At 66.2% G+C, this 16,063-nt stretch carries 9 protein-coding genes, 1 pseudogene and 2 riboswitches; of the genes and pseudogenes, 8 read left to right on the top strand and 2 right to left on the bottom strand.

Going from position 1 to position 16,063, the window contains the following annotated elements; translation table 11 throughout:
* Positions 1 to 762: 762 nt before the first annotated feature.
* Both nadC and TK90_RS08655 read right to left on the bottom strand, forming a co-directional pair.
* Positions 763 to 1,665, bottom strand: coding sequence for a carboxylating nicotinate-nucleotide diphosphorylase (nadC, locus tag TK90_RS08660; RefSeq protein ID WP_012983090.1), 903 nt, complete (start codon positions 1,663 to 1,665; stop codon positions 763 to 765).
* A complete protein-coding gene (locus TK90_RS08655) occupies positions 1,655 to 3,046 on the bottom strand; it encodes a sodium:alanine symporter family protein (protein ID WP_041444253.1) in 1,392 nt (463 codons plus the stop codon). The genes nadC and TK90_RS08655 overlap by 11 nt, the downstream gene beginning before the upstream one ends.
* A 167-nt stretch (positions 3,047 to 3,213) precedes the next feature.
* On the opposite strand from TK90_RS08655, the gene TK90_RS08650 reads away from it, so the two are divergent.
* From TK90_RS08650 to TK90_RS08615, 8 genes and pseudogenes are all read left to right on the top strand, one after another.
* Positions 3,214 to 4,143, top strand: coding sequence for a ZIP family metal transporter (locus TK90_RS08650; protein ID WP_012983088.1), 930 nt, complete (start codon positions 3,214 to 3,216; stop codon positions 4,141 to 4,143).
* A 184-nt stretch (positions 4,144 to 4,327) separates the two neighbouring features.
* A riboswitch (glycine riboswitch) is annotated at positions 4,328 to 4,429 on the top strand.
* 1 nt (position 4,430) lies between these two features.
* A riboswitch (glycine riboswitch) is annotated at positions 4,431 to 4,540 on the top strand.
* Positions 4,541 to 4,662: 122 nt separating this feature from the next.
* Positions 4,663 to 5,760: a glycine cleavage system aminomethyltransferase GcvT gene (gene gcvT, locus TK90_RS08645; protein WP_012983087.1), complete on the top strand. Its 1,098-nt coding sequence runs from the start codon at positions 4,663 to 4,665 to the stop codon at positions 5,758 to 5,760.
* A 74-nt stretch (positions 5,761 to 5,834) separates the two neighbouring features.
* On the top strand, positions 5,835 to 6,227 hold the full coding sequence (gcvH, locus tag TK90_RS08640) for a glycine cleavage system protein GcvH (protein WP_012983086.1): 393 nt from the start codon (positions 5,835 to 5,837) through the stop codon (positions 6,225 to 6,227).
* Between the two features lie 118 nt (positions 6,228 to 6,345).
* Entirely contained in the window at positions 6,346 to 7,704 is a 1,359-nt protein-coding gene (gcvPA, locus tag TK90_RS08635; RefSeq protein WP_012983085.1) for an aminomethyl-transferring glycine dehydrogenase subunit GcvPA, read from the top strand.
* Between the two features lie 50 nt (positions 7,705 to 7,754).
* Positions 7,755 to 8,282, top strand: coding sequence for a thiol peroxidase (gene tpx, locus TK90_RS08630; protein ID WP_012983084.1), 528 nt, complete (start codon positions 7,755 to 7,757; stop codon positions 8,280 to 8,282).
* A 76-nt stretch (positions 8,283 to 8,358) separates the two neighbouring features.
* The gene (gene gcvPB / locus TK90_RS08625; protein ID WP_012983083.1) at positions 8,359 to 9,870 is read left to right on the top strand and encodes an aminomethyl-transferring glycine dehydrogenase subunit GcvPB; all 1,512 of its coding nucleotides are present in this window, start codon (positions 8,359 to 8,361) and stop codon (positions 9,868 to 9,870) included.
* Positions 9,871 to 10,086: 216 nt separating this feature from the next.
* Positions 10,087 to 12,462 carry a PAS domain S-box protein gene (locus tag TK90_RS08620; RefSeq protein WP_012983082.1) on the top strand — a complete coding sequence of 792 codons (2,376 nt, stop codon included), beginning with the start codon at positions 10,087 to 10,089 and terminating at the stop codon, positions 12,460 to 12,462.
* A gap of 40 nt (positions 12,463 to 12,502) precedes the next feature.
* Positions 12,503 to 16,049: pseudogene (locus TK90_RS08615) on the top strand (PAS domain S-box protein).
* Positions 16,050 to 16,063: the final 14 nt, after the last annotated feature.

Here is a 16,063-nt window from a genome sequence, read left to right as displayed (position 1 = left end):
GGAACCTTGCTCCGGGCGCGCCAGGCCGGCGGCGCTGAAACTCGCTACGCCTTTGGCTTCGCTCAGACAGTCAGCGCCTTTTCTCCGGCCTGTCACGCCCTCCACAAGGGGCTCATATCGGGAGGGAAAGTCAAAACCGACGGTATCCCAGCGCTTCTGCCTATTCCGTACGCCGTAGGGTGCGGTTGAGCGCAGCGAAACGCACCGTTCCGACGTTGGGGCAACCCTGATGCGATTCGCTGCGCTCATCACATCCTACGATGGGTCTTGGCGCCCGCTGGCGGGCGCGGCACGCCAGGGCCGAAGGCCGCACGTGCCAAGATGTCCGAATGCCCAGCCTCAATCCATTGGCGCGAACGTCAGAGCGGCTGTTGTCTTGACCTTCATCCCCCGTATGAAGCCCCTTGCGGAAGGGTCCTCGGGACGGAAAAGAGGCGCTGACTGTCTGAGCGGAGCGTAGCGTAGCGAGTTTCAGCGCCGCCGGCCCGAGGGCCCTGGAGCAAGGTCCCCGGGCGGAATCCGGGTGCCCTTCTTTGGGTACTTTCTTGGGCAAGCAAGAAAGTACCTCGCGGCGCGCTCGCGAGTGAGCGCACGGCAGTATGCGGACCGAAGGCACGTAAACACCGACGACGAACCAGGGCCAGCCTCAACAAGGCAGGCGGCCGGACAAAACCCCCGTAAACACCCGAAGACGAACCCGGCCCAGCCACAACGGCGTATGCGGCTGGATATCGGCTCGCAGCGAGGCTTAACGCGAAGCGATTACGAGTCGAGGCGCAGGGAGAAGTCGATAGCGCGGACGTGCTTGGTCAGGGCACCGACCGAGATGTAGTCGACACCGGTGGCCGCGATCTCGGAGAGGCTGTCCGGCGTGACCCCGCCCGAGGCCTCGGAGATGGCCCGCCCCCGGATGCGCTGCACGGCGGTGGCGAGGTCGTCCCGCGAGAGTTCATCCAGCATGATCACGTCGGCGCCCGCCGTCAGCGCCTGATCGACCTCGTCGAGGTTCTCGGTTTCCACCTCCACCCAGCGCCCGGCCCCGAGCGCGCGGGCGCGCTCCACGGCGGCCGCGATAGAGCCGCAAGCGGCGATGTGGTTTTCCTTGATCAGTACGGCGTCCCAGAGCCCGAGGCGGTGGTTGTAGCCGCCGCCGATGCGCACGGCGTACTTCTGACCATGACGCAGGCCCGGAAGTGTCTTGCGGGTGTCGAGGATGCGGCTGTGGGCGTCGCCCAGGCGGGCGACCCAGCGGGCGGTCTCGGTGGCGGTTCCGGACAGCGTCTGAAGCAGGTTGAGCGCGGCGCGCTCGGCGGCCAGTACGGCGCGGGCCGGGCCCTCGAGCGTGGCGACGGGCTGTGCGCCCTCGGGTTCCAGCACGGCGCCCTCGGCTACCTGCCAGTCGATACGGATCTCGGGTGCGAGGCTCGCAAAAACGCGGTCGAACCACGCCTGGCCACACAGCACGCCGGGCTCTTTCAGCAGCAGGGTGGCGCGCGCGGCGCGATCCTCCGGTACCAGTGCCGCGGTGATGTCGCCGGCCAGGGCATTGGGCCCCAGGTCCTCGGCCAGCGCCATCTCGACCTCGCGCACCAGCATGGCCCCGTCTGGCCGTGCCGGGCCCTGGGCGAACGGGTCATGCGGGGCGCGCTGCTGCTCAGCCGTCATGGCGATCGGGCATCGGGCGTCCGGAAACATAATCGTCGCGAAGCTTCTTCACCAGCCCGGCCAGCAGGATCAGCGCGATCAGGTTGGGTGCGGCCATCAGGATGTTGGCGATGTCGGAGAAGTTCCAGACCATGCCCAGCGGGATGGTGGCCCCGATGACGATCAGGATCACGAACGCGATGCGATAGGGCATCACCGCACGATCGCCGAACAGGAAGTAGGCCGAGCGGTCGCCATAGTAGGACCAGGCGATCATCGTGGAGAAGGCGAACAGCATCAGGCTGAAGCCGACCACCATCGCGCCGAACGGCCCCAGCGTGGAGCTGAACGCGGTGGCGGTCAGCGAGGCGCCGACCACGTCGTCGGCGCGGTCGATGTAGGCGCCGGTGACCACGATCGCCAAGCCGGTCAGGGTACAGACGACGATGGTATCGATGAACGGCTCGAGCATGGCCACCGAGCCTTCGCGCGGCGGATCGCCGTTCTTGGCCGCGGCGTGAGCCATGGCCGAGGAGCCCAGGCCCGCTTCGTTCGAGAACATGCCGCGTGCGACGCCGTACTGGATGGCCAGACCGATCGCGCCGCCGCCGGCCGCCCAGGGGTTCAGCGCCAGGTTCAGGATGGTGGCCACCGCGGCCGGCACGGCCTCGATATTGGCGACGATCACGATGAACGCGCCGATCATGTACACCACGGCCATGAACGGCACGATGGCGGAGGCGATCATCGCAATGCGCTTGACCCCGCCAATGATTACCAGGGCGACGAGCACGGCCATGGTCAGGCCGATGATCAGCGCCATCCAGCCCATGATGTCGTCATCGGCGCGCAGGTTCGGGACCATGAAGGTCAGGCCATCGACTACAGAGTTCGCCTGCACCATGTTGCCGATGCCGAACGAGGCGATCAGGGTGAAGGCGGCGAACAGGATCGCCATCTTCTTCATGTTCAGGCCGTGCAGCAGGGTGAACATCGGGCCACCGGCGATGGTGCCGTCCGGTCCCACTTCGCGGTAGCGCACGGCGAGGGTTGTCTCGGCAAACTTGGTGGCCATGCCGAAGAAGGCGGTTACCCACATCCAGAAGAGGGCCCCGGGGCCGCCGAGGGCAATGGCCGTGGCGACGCCGGCGATATTCCCGGTTCCGATGGTGCCGGACAGGGCCGTGGACAGGGCCTGGAATGGCGAGATCTGGCCAGCGCCACCGGCACGCCCGTCGGTGCCGCGCAGCGCGCGCCAGCCCTGGCGGAAGGCGACGACCTGCACCAGTCCCAGGCGGATGGTCAGGTAGAGTCCCGTACCCAGCAGCAGGATCAGCGTGATCGGGTTGCCCCACAGGAGGCTGGCGGTATCACCGAGGAACTGGTCGAGGGTCTCGAGCATTGCGAAGGTCCTTTTGCCGGGCATGCAGGGGGCGCTCCGGGCGAATGTACCGCGCCTTTTCCGCGTTGACGATAGGCAATCTCGAACACCGCAATAGAAAACAGGCGGGAACCGGGTTGAAATCCCGCCTTCTCAACAGCAAAGGGAATGGGTCTCAGGGAATGACTATGACGCAGGATCGACAGGAGCAGATTGACCAGGACACCGAGGGTTCGGCCAAGCCCGTCCCGCGGGTTTTTCTGGTCGGGTCACTGATCGTATTGGCGGCGTTCATCTGGCTGGTCAGCGTGATCTGGCCGACGCTGGAAGGTCGTATCGCGGACATGAGCACCCTGCAGATCGGTCTGCTGGCGAGCTTTGTTGCCGGTCTGATGACCGCCGTGGGCGCGATTCCGATCTTTTTCCTGCGGCGTATCAGCCAGTCGGTCGAGGACGCGATGATGGGCTTCGGGGCCGGGGTCATGCTCTCGGCCACAGCCTTCGAACTGGTGCTGCCATCGGTGGAGCACGCCGAGGTTCAGTACGGCGGGGTCGGCATGGCGATCCTGGTGTTGTCGGTAGGCATGGCCCTCGGCGGCGGGGCCCTGCTGGCGCTGCACAAGCTGGTCCCGCACGAGCACTTTCACATCGGCCCCCAAAGCGGGGCCGATCCCGCGAAGATCCGGCGGGTGTGGCTGTTCATCTTTGCGATCGCCCTGCACAACCTGCCGGAGGGTCTGGCCGTCGGGGTCGGCTTCGGCGGCGACGATGTCAGCGATGGCATCACCCTGGCGATCGCGATCGGTCTGCAGAACATCCCGGAAGGGCTGGTGGTGGCGATTGCGCTCCTCTCGCTGGGCTACAGCAAGTGGGCCGCGTTCGGCGTAACCCTGCTGACCGGCCTGGTGCAGCCGATCGGCGGGTTGATCGGGGCCGGCGCGATCACGCTGATGGAATTCTTGCTGCCCTGGGGCCTGGCCTTCGCCGCGGGGGCGATGCTGTTCGTGATCAGCCACGAAATCATCCCCGAATCGCACCGCAAGGGGCACGAGGCCCAGGCGACCGTCGGCGTGCTGGTCGGCTTCGTCGCGCTTCTGGCGATCGACCTGGCGCTGTAGCGCTGGCGCGGGCTCCGGTACTGTTCTTGCGCGGCGTGTAGTGGCAGCGCCCCTGAGGTTCGGCTTGGGGTGAAGTGGGGCTGCAAGCCCGCCGCCGAAAAGTCGCCGCCACCCGTCCGGGCTTTCGCGAAGGAGGTATTTGGGTGTACAATTAGTTTCGTCTGCGGGTGCCCGACATTGCCCGCACACCGTTCTGGAAGAGATCTGCGATCGCAAGTCGATTGGCAGACGCCGAAGGCGCAACATCCGCCCGGAATCGCTCAGGCTACCGGACCGGAACGGTGCAGAAGACACACTCTGGAGAGCGGCCGGCGACGGCCCACCGAAGGGGGCGGCCCTGCAGCGAGTAATCGCTGGCACGGCGCAAACTCTCAGGTTTCAGGACAGAGGGGCGGCTGGCAGGTAGACCCTGCTGGCCGCCCTTTTTTTATGCCCCGCGTACGCGCCGCGTGTATGGCAGGGGCCGCGTCGGGCCGGGAGGCGGCCCGTCTCACGAACACGGATGCAAGGCGACACAAGATGACTTTGAAGAAAACGCCGCTTCACGCCGCGCACCAGCGCGCCGGGGCCAAGCTGGTCGACTTCGCCGGCTGGGAGATGCCGCTGCACTACGGCTCCCAGATGGAGGAGCACAAGATGGTGCGCGCCGGGGCCGGTATGTTCGATGTCTCGCACATGCAGGTCGTCGATATCCACGGCCCGCAGGCGCAGGCCTTTCTGCGCTACCTGCTGGCCAATGACGTCGCCAAGCTGAAGACCGAGGGTCGCGCCCTGTACAGCTGCATGCTGAACGAGGCCGGTGGCGTGATCGACGACCTGATCATCTACTGGACCGGGGGCGACAGCTACCGCGCCGTAGTCAATGCCGCGACCGCCGAGGGCGATATCGCCCACATGCAGCAGGTGGTAAAGGGCTTCGACGCGAACGTCGAGCCGCGCCCGGAGTTCGCGCTGATCGCGATCCAGGGCCCGCAGGCGGTGGAGAAGACGCTGCCGCTGCTGCCGGAAGACCTGCGCTCGGCCGGCGATCTCAAGCCGTTCTCCGCCGTCTGGAACGACTCCTGGTTCGTTGCCCGCACCGGCTACACCGGCGAGGACGGCTTCGAGGTGATGCTGCCGGAAGCTGAGGCCGACGGCTTCTGGGAACAGCTGAAGGACGCCGGTGTGAACCCGATCGGCCTGGGTGCGCGCGACACGCTGCGCCTGGAGGCCGGCATGAACCTCTACGGCACGGATATGGACGACCAGACCAATCCGCTGACCGCGAATCTCGGCTGGACCATCGCCCTGAAGGACGCCGAGCGCGACTTCATCGGCCGCAAGGCCATCGAACAGTGGAAGGCCGAGGGTGTGCCGGAGCGCATGGTCGGGCTGGTGCTCGAGGGTCGCGGCGTGCTGCGCGGCGGCACCCGTATCGAGACCGCGGCCGGCGACGGCGTGGTGACCTCCGGCAGCTTCTCGCCGAGCCTCGGCGTGTCGGTTGCGTTTGCGCGCATCCCGGCCGCGGTGGATGCCGAGGAACTGCAGGCCGACATCCGCGGGCGCATGCTGCCGGTGCGGGTGGTCAAGCCCGTATTCGTGCGTAACGGCGAGCCACAGATCGAACTGAATCGCTAGCGATTTTATTGCCTCATGCCGCTTGCCACAGACTACACTGCGCAGGCGGGATCCAAACGAAAAAGGAAGACGTCATGAGCGAAGCACCGAAGGATCTGAAGTACACCAAGAGCCACGAGTGGGTGCGCCAGGAGGCTGACGGCAGCGTGACCATCGGCATTACCGATCACGCGCAGGAACTGCTGGGCGATCTGGTGTTCGTGGAGGCCCCGGAGGCGGGCAGCTCGGTCGAGGCCGGCTCCGCCTGCGCGACGGTCGAGTCGGTCAAGGCCGCCTCGGATGTGTATGCCCCGCTGTCCGGCGAGGTGACCGAGGCCAACGAAGAGCTGGCCGACAGCCCCGAAAAGGTCAACGAGTCGCCGTTCGACGAGGGCTGGCTGTTCAAGATGAAGCCCTCCGACGCGAGCCAGCTCGACGCCCTGATGGACGCCGACGCCTACGCGGCGCACGTCGAGGCCGAGTCCTGATCCGACGTTCCCCACGGGGCGGTTCCTGACGGAGCCGGCCCGGCAGGAACGAGAAGGCGCCCCGGGCATCCGGCCCGGGGCCCGATCCGAACTTCGCAGTAGCGAAAGCGAGTACGACATGCCCTTTATCCCGCATACCGAAGAAGACATCCGCTCGATGCTCGACCGCATCGGCGCCGATTCCATCGAGGATCTGTTCGACGAGATCCCGAAAGAACTGCGCGCGCCGGCGCTCGAAAAGGTCCCCGAGGGACTGAACGAGATGGCGATCTCGCGTCTGATGCAGGAGCGTGCGGCGCGGGACGGCATGGCGTCCAATTTCATCGGCGCCGGGGCCTACGAGCACCATATCCCGGCGGCCGTGTGGCAGATCGCCACGCGTGGCGAGTTCTACAGTGCCTACACGCCGTACCAGGCGGAGGCCAGCCAGGGCACGCTGCAGCTGATCTACGAATACCAGACCATGATCAGCCGTCTGACCGGTATGGAGGCCTCCAACGCCTCGCTGTACGACGGCGCCTCCGCGCTGGCCGAGGCCGTGCTGATGGCCGTGCGCGTGAACCGCCGCTCGAAGAGCAAGAAGATCCTCGTGCCAGGCGCGCTGCATCCGGATTATCGCCGCGTGATCCACACCCTGATCGGTAACCAGGGCATCGAGCTGGTCGAGATCCCGTTCGACGAGACCTCTGGCCAGACGCCGGTCGATGCGCTGGCGCCGTTCGCGGACGACGACGTGACCGCGATGATCATCAGCCAGCCGAACTTCTTCGGCATCCTGGAAGATGTCGACGCGCTCACCGGCTGGGCCGAGCAGCGCGAGGTCCCGGTGATCGCCGTGGTCAACCCGGTCTCGCTGGCGCTGCTGAAGCCGCCGGGTGAGTGGGGCGAGAACGGCGTCGATATCGTGGTGGGCGAGGGCCAGCCGCTGGGTGCCCCGCTGTCCTCCGGCGGGCCGTACTTCGGCTTCATGACCACGCGCAAGAAGCACATCCGGCAGATGCCGGGGCGTATCGTCGGCCGCGCCGAGGATGCCGACGGCAAGCCGGGCTACGTGCTGACACTGCAGGCCCGCGAGCAGCACATCCGCCGCTCCAAGGCGACCTCGAACATCTGCACCAACCAGGGCCTGGTGGTCACCGCCGCGACGATCCACATGTCCATGCTGGGTGACGAGGGTCTGACCCGCGTGGCCGAGGCCTGCTACGCCAACACCCACGCGCTGGTGGAGAAGCTGGCGGCCAAGGGCATCAAGCCGCGCTTTACCGGCGAGTACTTCCACGAGGTCGCGCTGGACTTCGGCGGGGACGCCGCGGGCCGCGTGCAGGCGATGGCCGATGCCGGCGTGCTGGCCGGATACCAGCTGGGCCGCGACTATGCCCAGCTCGACGGCTGCGTGCTGGCCTGCGCGACCGAGACCAAGACGGATGCCGATCTGGAGCAGTATGTGACGACCTGCGAGCAGGCGAAGGCCGCCTGACGCGGGCCGCACCCGACGCGCCATACACCACAAGCCTGAGGAGGCACGCCATGGCCGAAGTCAAACTGAAGGGTAATCCGATCCATACCAACGGCGACCTGCCGCACGTCGGCTCGCCGGCCCCGGATTTCAAGCTGACGACCAAGGACCTCGAGGACGTCTCGCTCGCCCACTTTGGCGACAAGCGCAAGCTGATCTCGATCGTGCCCAGTCTGGACACCCCGGTCTGTGCCGAGTCCACCAAGAAGTTCGAGGACATGGTCAAGCAGCGCCCGGATCTGGAGATCCTGGTGGTCTCCGCCGACCTGCCGTTCGCGATGGGCCGCTTCTGCGCCGCCGAGAACCTTGAGCGTGTGACCGTGCTGTCGATGATGCGCGATCGCAACTTCGCCAAGGACTACGGCGTGCTGATCCAGGACGGTCCGCTGGAGGGCATCACCGCCCGCGGTGTCGTGCTGCTGGATACCGACAATCTGGTGATGCACGCGGAGCTGGTCTCCGAGATCGGCGAGGAGCCGGACTACGACGCCATCTTCAAGGCCCTGGACGACCGGGCCGATCTGAGCCCGACGCAATAAACGACGGGCTGCAGGCGCCGGGCCCGGGTGACCAGGCCCCGGCGCCTTCCACGAATTCCTGAAGCGAGAAACCGCTATGAACACCACGGAAAACCATCTGATCTTCGAACGTTCGCGTGCCGGTCGCTCGGCCGTGGCCCAGGCGCCGCGCGCGCATGCCACGACCGCCATCCCCGCGAACCTGCAGCGCAAATCGGCCCCTGGCCTGCCTGCGGCCTCGGAGCTGGATGTGGTGCGTCACTACACGCGGTTGTCGCAAAAGAACTTCTCCATCGATACCGAGTTCTACCCGCTGGGCTCGTGCACGATGAAGTACAACCCGCGCGCCTGTAACAGCCTGGCCATGCTGCCCGGCTTCCTGAACCGGCACCCGCATGCCCCGGCCAGCCACAGCCAGGGCTTCCTGCACACCATGTTCGAGCTGCAGGAGATGCTGAAGGACGTGACCGGCATGAAGGCCGTGTCGCTGGCGCCGATGGCCGGTGCGCAGGGCGAGTACACCGGGGTGGCGATGATCCGCGCCTATCACGATGCGCGCGGCGACAGCGAACGCCGCGAGATCATCGTCCCGGACGCCGCGCACGGCACCAATCCGGCCACCGCAATCATGTGCGGCTACGAGGTACGCGAGATCCCCACCGACGCAAGCGGCGACGTGAACCTCGAGGCGCTGAAGGAGGCCGTTGGGCCGCAGACCGCCGGGATCATGCTGACCAACCCGTCCACCGTGGGCGTGTTCGAGCGTCGTATCTCCGAGATCGCGAAGATCGTGCACGACGCCGGCGGCCTGCTGTACTACGACGGCGCCAACCTGAACGCGATCCTCGGCAAGGTGCGCCCGGGCGACATGGGGTTCGACGTGATCCACATGAACCTGCACAAGACCTTCTCCACGCCGCATGGCGGGGGCGGTCCGGGTTCCGGTGCGGTCGGTGTCGGCGAGCGCCTGCTGCCGTACCTGCCGGTGCCGCACGTGATCGAGAACGGCGAGGGTGGCTACCGTTTTGCCACCGAGACGGACTATCCCGAGACCATCGGCCGCCTGTCCGCGTTTGCCGGCAACGCCGGGGTGCTGCTGCGCGCCTATGTCTACATGCGCATGCTGGGGCGCGAGGGCATGCAGCGCGTGTCCGAGTTCGCCACACTGAACGCCAACTACCTGGCGCGCGAACTGGAGAGCGCCGGGTTCGACCTGGCTTATCCCGAGCGCCGTGCGACCCACGAGTTCATCGTTACGCTGAAGAAGCAGGCGAAGGAACTGGGCTTGACTGCGGGGGATGTCGCCAAGCGCCTGCTGGACCACGGCTACCATGCGCCGACCACCTACTTCCCGCTGCTGGTGCCGGAGTGCCTGCTGGTCGAGCCGACCGAGACCGAGTCGAAGGAGACGCTGGACGGCTTCGTCGAGGCGATGGTTGCGATTCTGGAAGAGGCCGGCCGCGACATCGACACCATCAAGGCGTCGCCGCACAACCTGCCCAACCGCCGCTTCAACGAGGTGGCCGCGGCCAAGGCGCTGGACGTGGTGTACCAGGAGCCGAGTACGGATGAAGGCGAGCCGGCCCCGCGTACGGGCACCAGCGGCTAATCCGGTCACGTTCGGTTGTGCTGTCAGGGCCCCCGGTTTCCCGGGGGCTTTTTTTTGCGTCCTGTACTTCTCGATTCTTGCGGGGGTATACGAAAAAGTCCGACCCCTGTGGTAGGGTTTAGACCGACTATAAGGATCCATTAACGGGTCCGTGGATACTCCCGCCAGGGGGAGGAAAGGCCAGGCAGGCCTTTTCGAGACGGGCAAGGACTAGGAATGACGGAGATTTGTGCGGCCCACGGCTACGCCGCGCTGTTCGAGCATGCCCCGGTTGGGCTGGCCGAGATGGACACGGAGGGGCGCATCCTGCGCGCGAACCCGCGTCTGGGGGAGATGCTGGCCTGCGACCCTGGGGATCTGGTCGGGGGATGGTTGCGCGAGCGCCTGCTCCCCGAGGATGTCGAGCCCTGCGAGGCGCGACGCCGCGGTCTGCTTGACGGTGGCTGCCCCAACTGCCAGGTCGAGGTTCGCCTGGTGGACGCCACAGGCCTTGCCCGCTGGGTCGAGATCAGTATCAGCCGTATCCCCGCGACGATTGATAGCCCGGAGGCGCTACTGGCGGCTGTTGCCGATATCGGTACGCGCAAGCAGGCCGAGCAGCGCATGGACAGCCTGTTGCATGCCAGCCCCGCGGTGATCTACACCATGCATCCGGACAACCTCGGCACCATGACCTGGCTCAGCCGCAACTCGGTCTCGGTGACCGGTTGGGCCCCGGAGCAGATCAGCTCGAATCCGGACTGGCTGACAACCCACATCGCCCCGGAGGACTATGGCCGCTGCGTCTGTCAGGTGCGGCGCTGGCTGTCCGACGGGGCCCAAGGGTTCTGCCGCCTGAACTACCGCCAGCGGATGCCCAACGGCCACTGGCAGTGGCTGGAGGACCAGATCACCGCCATTCGTGATGCAACCGGTGCGGTGACCGAACTGGTGGGTGCTTTTCAGGATATCGGCGCGCGCGTCGAGACCGAGCGACACCTGGAAAAGATCGCCCGCAACCTGCCCGGCGTGATTTACCAGTACCGCCAGCACCCCGACGGGCGTGGCTGCTACCCATACGCTAGCGAGGGGATGACCGATATATTCGGGATTGCACCCGAGGAGGCGATGCGCGATGCCGAGGCGGTGTTCCGCGTGATCCACCCGGAGGACGTGGAACGCATCCGCGCGAGCATCGAAGCGTCGATGCGATCGCTGGAACCCTGGTTGCAGCGCTATCGCGTGATGAGTCCCGAACGCGGCGAGACCTGGCTGGAGGGCCACGCGAGTCCGGAGGCTCTGGACGACGGGAGTGTGCTCTGGCACGGCGTGATCCTGGACATCACGCAGCGGGTGCGCGCCGAGCATGCTCTGCACCGAAGTGAGCAGGAACTGGCCCTGGCACAAAGCATCGCGCATGTCGGCAACTGGATCAGTGATTTCCAGAAGCACGAGATTCGCTGGTCGGACGAGGTCTATCGCATCTTCGGGATGGAACGATCCCGCTGGGAGGGCACGCATGGGGCGTTCATGCAGGCGGTCCACCCGGGGGACCGTGAACGCGTACAGGCGGCGGTAGACCGAGCCCTGGCTGGTCTGGAGCAGTTCGATGTGACCCACCGCATCCTGCGGCCGGACGGTACAGAGCGCGTGGTGCGCGAGCTAGCCTCCGTGGAGCTCAGCCCCTGCGGCACGCCCGCGCGCATGGTCGGCACGGTGCAGGATATTACCGAGCAGTATCACCTCGAACAGGAGCAGCGTCTGCTGGCCGCGACCTTCGAGTCCAGCCAGGCCATCTTCATCACGGACGTTGAGGGCACCATCCAGCGTGTGAACGCAACGTTCACGCAGCTCACGGGATATACCGAAGAGGAGGCCGTGGGGGCAAATCCGCGCATCCTGAATTCCGGGCGCCAGGATCGCGACTTCTACCAGGAGATGTTCCGCACGGTGCGCGAGACGGGCCACTGGCAGGGCGAGATCTGGAATCGCCGCAAGAATGGCGAGATCTTCCCCCTGCACGAGGTCGTTACCGCGATCCACGACGATCAGGGCGAGATCGAGTACTACATCGCGATGTTCCACGACATCACGCGGCAGAAAGAACTCGAGGCCGCCCTGGAGCACCAGGCTTTCTACGACCCGCTGACCGATGCCGCCAACCGTGGCTACTTCGAGACGCTCCTGGATCAGGAGGCGCGCCGTGCGCAGCGTTACGCGCATCCCTGCTCGCTACTGCTGCTGGATATCGACCACTTCAAGCGTATCAACGATACGTTCGGCCACGAGGTGGGCGACGAGGTCCTGCGCTTCCTGGTGCATGCCCTGAAGGGTCGTCTGCGCGAGGCGGATGTACTGGGACGCTGGGGTGGCGAGGAGTTTGTGGTCCTGCTGCCCGGAACGGACGCGGAGCGTGGCCAGCATGTGGCCGAACAGCTGCGCGAGCAGGTCACTGCTACGGCATTCCCCTGTGTGGGCCTTGTGACGATTAGTCTGGGGGTTGCGGAGTGCCGCCCCGGTGAGTCGATCAGGGACTGGGTGAAGCGAGCGGACGAGGCCATGTACGTGGCCAAGAAGGGCGGGCGCAATCGGGTCGTGCGGCTGGATGATTGACTACTTCATTGGACCCCGGGCTCCGGGCAGAGTGAGCTGAATGGCGAGCACGGAAGGCGCCGACCCCATTCAATGCGAGCACATTGCAGTAGGCCTGGCCCGCCTCGACGCGGCCGGTGCCATCTGCACGGTCAATGCCCGCCTGGCTGAGTGGCTCGAGTGCTCGCCGGCTGATCTGCAGGGCAGTGCACTGGTGGACTGCATCGCGCCCGAACAGCGGCCATCGCTGGCGGACGCGTTGCAGCGTTCGGCCACATCCGAGGTGACCCTGAGCGTGGACATGCTCGCGCCGGCTGCACCGGAAGGGGCCTCGCTCTCCTGTACGTTGACGCTGGTGCCGGATGACGATGGGCGCGTCGTGACCGTTCAGCGCAGGCCCGGAGGCGATTCTGCAGCCCAGGTCTACGAGCAGACGTTTACCGCCAATACCGCACCGAAGCTGCTGATCAACCCGGCGGATGGCCGGATTGTCGATGCCAACCCCGCCGCGGTGAGCTTCTACGGCTATTCGGCCGACACCCTCAAGGGCATGTATATCCACGACATCAACACGCTGTCGGCGGAAGACGTGCGGGTCGAGATGCAGCGTGCCAGGAGCGAGGAACGCCGGTATTTCCGGTTCCGCCATCGCATCCAGGGGGGCGAGATCCGCGAGGTCGAGGTGTACTCCGGCCCGGTGGTGCTGGACGGAACCACCTACCTGTATTCGATTGTTCACGATGTCTCCGAGGCCCGGCGCTACGAGCGCGAGCTGGAGTTCTACGGGGGCGTGTTCCGGCGTCTTCCGGTGGGCGTCTACCGCAACACGCCCGGGCCGGAAGGCCGCCTTGTCTGGCTCAATCCGGCGATGGTGGCGCTGTTTGAGGCCGAGTCCGAGGCACAGCTGCGCGCAACCCCGGTGCAAGACCTGTATCGCGATCCGGGCGCGCGCGAGGCATTCAGCCGCGATCTGGAGATGCACGGTCGCGTGGTCGGGCGCGAACTGGACCTGCAGACACTGCGTGGTCGGGCCTTTCGGGCGCGCGTGACCGCGTATCGCAGCCATGACGAGGACGGCGAGCCCGTGTTCGATGGCGTGATCGAGGACGTCACCGAGGTGCGCGCGGCCGAGGCTTTTCAGAACCACCTTCTGGCGAGTCTGGCGGAAGGTGTCTTCGGACTGGACCGTTACGGCCGCTACACCTTTCTCAACCCGGCGGCCTGCCGTCTGTTGGGTTTCAAAAGCGAAGCCGAGGCACTCGGGCGCGACGCCCATTCAACCAACCATCACTCGTTGGTGGGCGGGGAGCCCTATCCCAAAGAAGCCTGCCCGATCCTGCGGGTCCTGGAGGCTGGCCAGTCGGATGAACCCTGGGACGACTATTTTGTGCGGACCGATGGCTCCCATTTTCCGGTGAGCGTCTTTGCGGCGCCGACGTTTGATGCGGCCGGTCGGGTCGATGGTGTGGTGGTGTCGTTCCAGGACCAGACCGCACGGACGGAAAGGGAGGTTCAACTGACCAAGGCCACCGCCCATCTGCCCGGGGCGATCTACCAGTACCACCTGTATCCGGATGGGCGGCACGCGTTTCCGTTCGTCAGTGATGGGATACGGCGCGTGTTCGGGCTCAGCCCGGGGCTGGTTCAGGACAGCGCGGACGCGGCCTTTGCAACGGTACACGCGGATGACCGGCCTCGCATCCAGGCCAGCATCGAGGAATCGGCGCGGTCCATGGAACCCTGGCGGGTTCGCTTCCGCGTTCGCCACCCGCTGCGCGGAACGATCTGGGTCGAGGGTCGTGCGACGCCCGAGGCACGTGCCGATGGAGGCATCGTCTGGCACGGTGTGATGATCGACATTACCGAGCAGGTGGCGATGGAAGATGCCCTGCGCGAGCGGGGCCGGGAACTGGCCGCTGCGCAGCGCATCGCGCACGTGGGCAGCTGGGTCTGGGAGATCCACGAGGACCGCACCCGCTGGTCGGACGAGGTCTATCGCATCTTCGGCCTCAGGCGGGGTGAGCAGGAAGCCAACTACGCGGGGTTTCTGCATGCCGTGCATCCCGAGGACCGGCGCGATGTGGCAAAGACAGTAGGGGCAGCACTGGAGAGCGGCGATTACGATATTCATTTTCGGATCCTGCGCCCCGATGGGCAGGAACGAGTGGTCCATGCGCGCGGTACGGTCGAGGGCGATGACAACGGCAAGCCACGTCGTCTGATGGGAACTGTGCAGGACGTGACCGAGCGGCGCGCCCTGGAGGAAAACCAGCGCCGTCTGGTCGGGATCCTGGAACATACGCCCGACGTGGTCGCCATGCATGGGCCCGCTGGCGACATGCAGTTCCTGAACGCCGCCGGTCGCCGCCTGTTTGGTCTGCCGCCCATGACGGGCGAACCGTGGACCCCCGAGAACGGCTGGAATACCTGGGGGCTGCCGCCCGAAACCCGCTCGGTCGAGAGTGCCGTCCAGCGGTTCCATCCACCTTGGGCGGCCGAGCGCATCGTGAACGAGGCCGCTCCGATTGCGATGCGCGACGGGGTCTGGGAAGGCGAGACGGCGATACTGGACGGACAGGGCAGGGAGATCCCGGCTTCACAGGTGATTATTGTTCGCCGCGACGACCAGGGCGAGATCCGGCAGGTGTCGACCATCCTGCGCGACCTCTCGCAGCGCAAGGCAGTAGAAGAGGCCCTGCGCGAGAGCGAGGCGCGCTTCCGCCAGCTGGCGGGCAGCGTGAACGAGGTGTTCTGGCTACAGGACGAAGACAGGGATCCTGTACGTGAATCCGGCCTTCGAGCGGATCTGGGGGCAAAGCCGTGACCGCCTCTATCGCGATCCGCGTTCGATGCTGGAGGCCGTGCACCCGGAAGACCGCGAGCGCGTGGAGCGTCAGTTCCTGAACGACCCCATGAAGGGGGCTCATGTCGAGGATACCTTCCGCTTGCGCCGACCGGATGGTGCTGAACGCTGGCTACACGTGCATCGTTACCAGGTGCCGGACGAGGACGGGCGAGTGAGCCGAGTGGCGGGAACCGCGGTGGATATCACCGACCTCAAGCAGGTGGAGCTGGAGCTACAGCGCGCCAATGCGGAGCTGAAGCGTCAGGCCTATTACGATCGCCTGACCGGTGTGGCCAACCGCCACTACTTCGAAACGCTGCTCAATCGCGAGTTGGCGCGTGCCGACCGCTACGGGGCGCCTTTTGCCCTGGTGATGTTCGATCTCGATCACTTCAAGCGGGTCAACGACACCTTTGGCCATGCGGCGGGGGATGTCGTGCTGCAGGAGGTGACCCGCGTGATCGCGGAACGTCTGCGCGATGCCGACGTTCTCGGGCGCTGGGGCGGCGAGGAGTTCATGGTCCTGCTGCCGGGTACCCAAGAGGCGGATGCCGCGCGGGTCGCGGAGACCATGCGGGCGCGGGTGGAGGGGCATGATTTCCCGGAGGCCGGCCGGGTAACGATCAGCCTCGGTGTGGCGGCCTTCTGCGCGGGCGAGCCACGTACAGGGTTGTTGCGTCGGGTCGACGAGGCGCTTTATCGCGCCAAGGGCGAGGGCCGCAACCGTGTAGCCGTGGCCGCCTCGGCCGAAGCGATTGGATGAGCCCCGGCGTTTAA

The organism is Thioalkalivibrio sp. K90mix (assembly GCF_000025545.1).
GTDB lineage: Bacteria > Pseudomonadota > Gammaproteobacteria > Ectothiorhodospirales > Ectothiorhodospiraceae > Thioalkalivibrio.
Note: the sequence above shows the minus strand (reverse complement) of the source record. Positions and strands in the feature narration are given on the sequence as shown.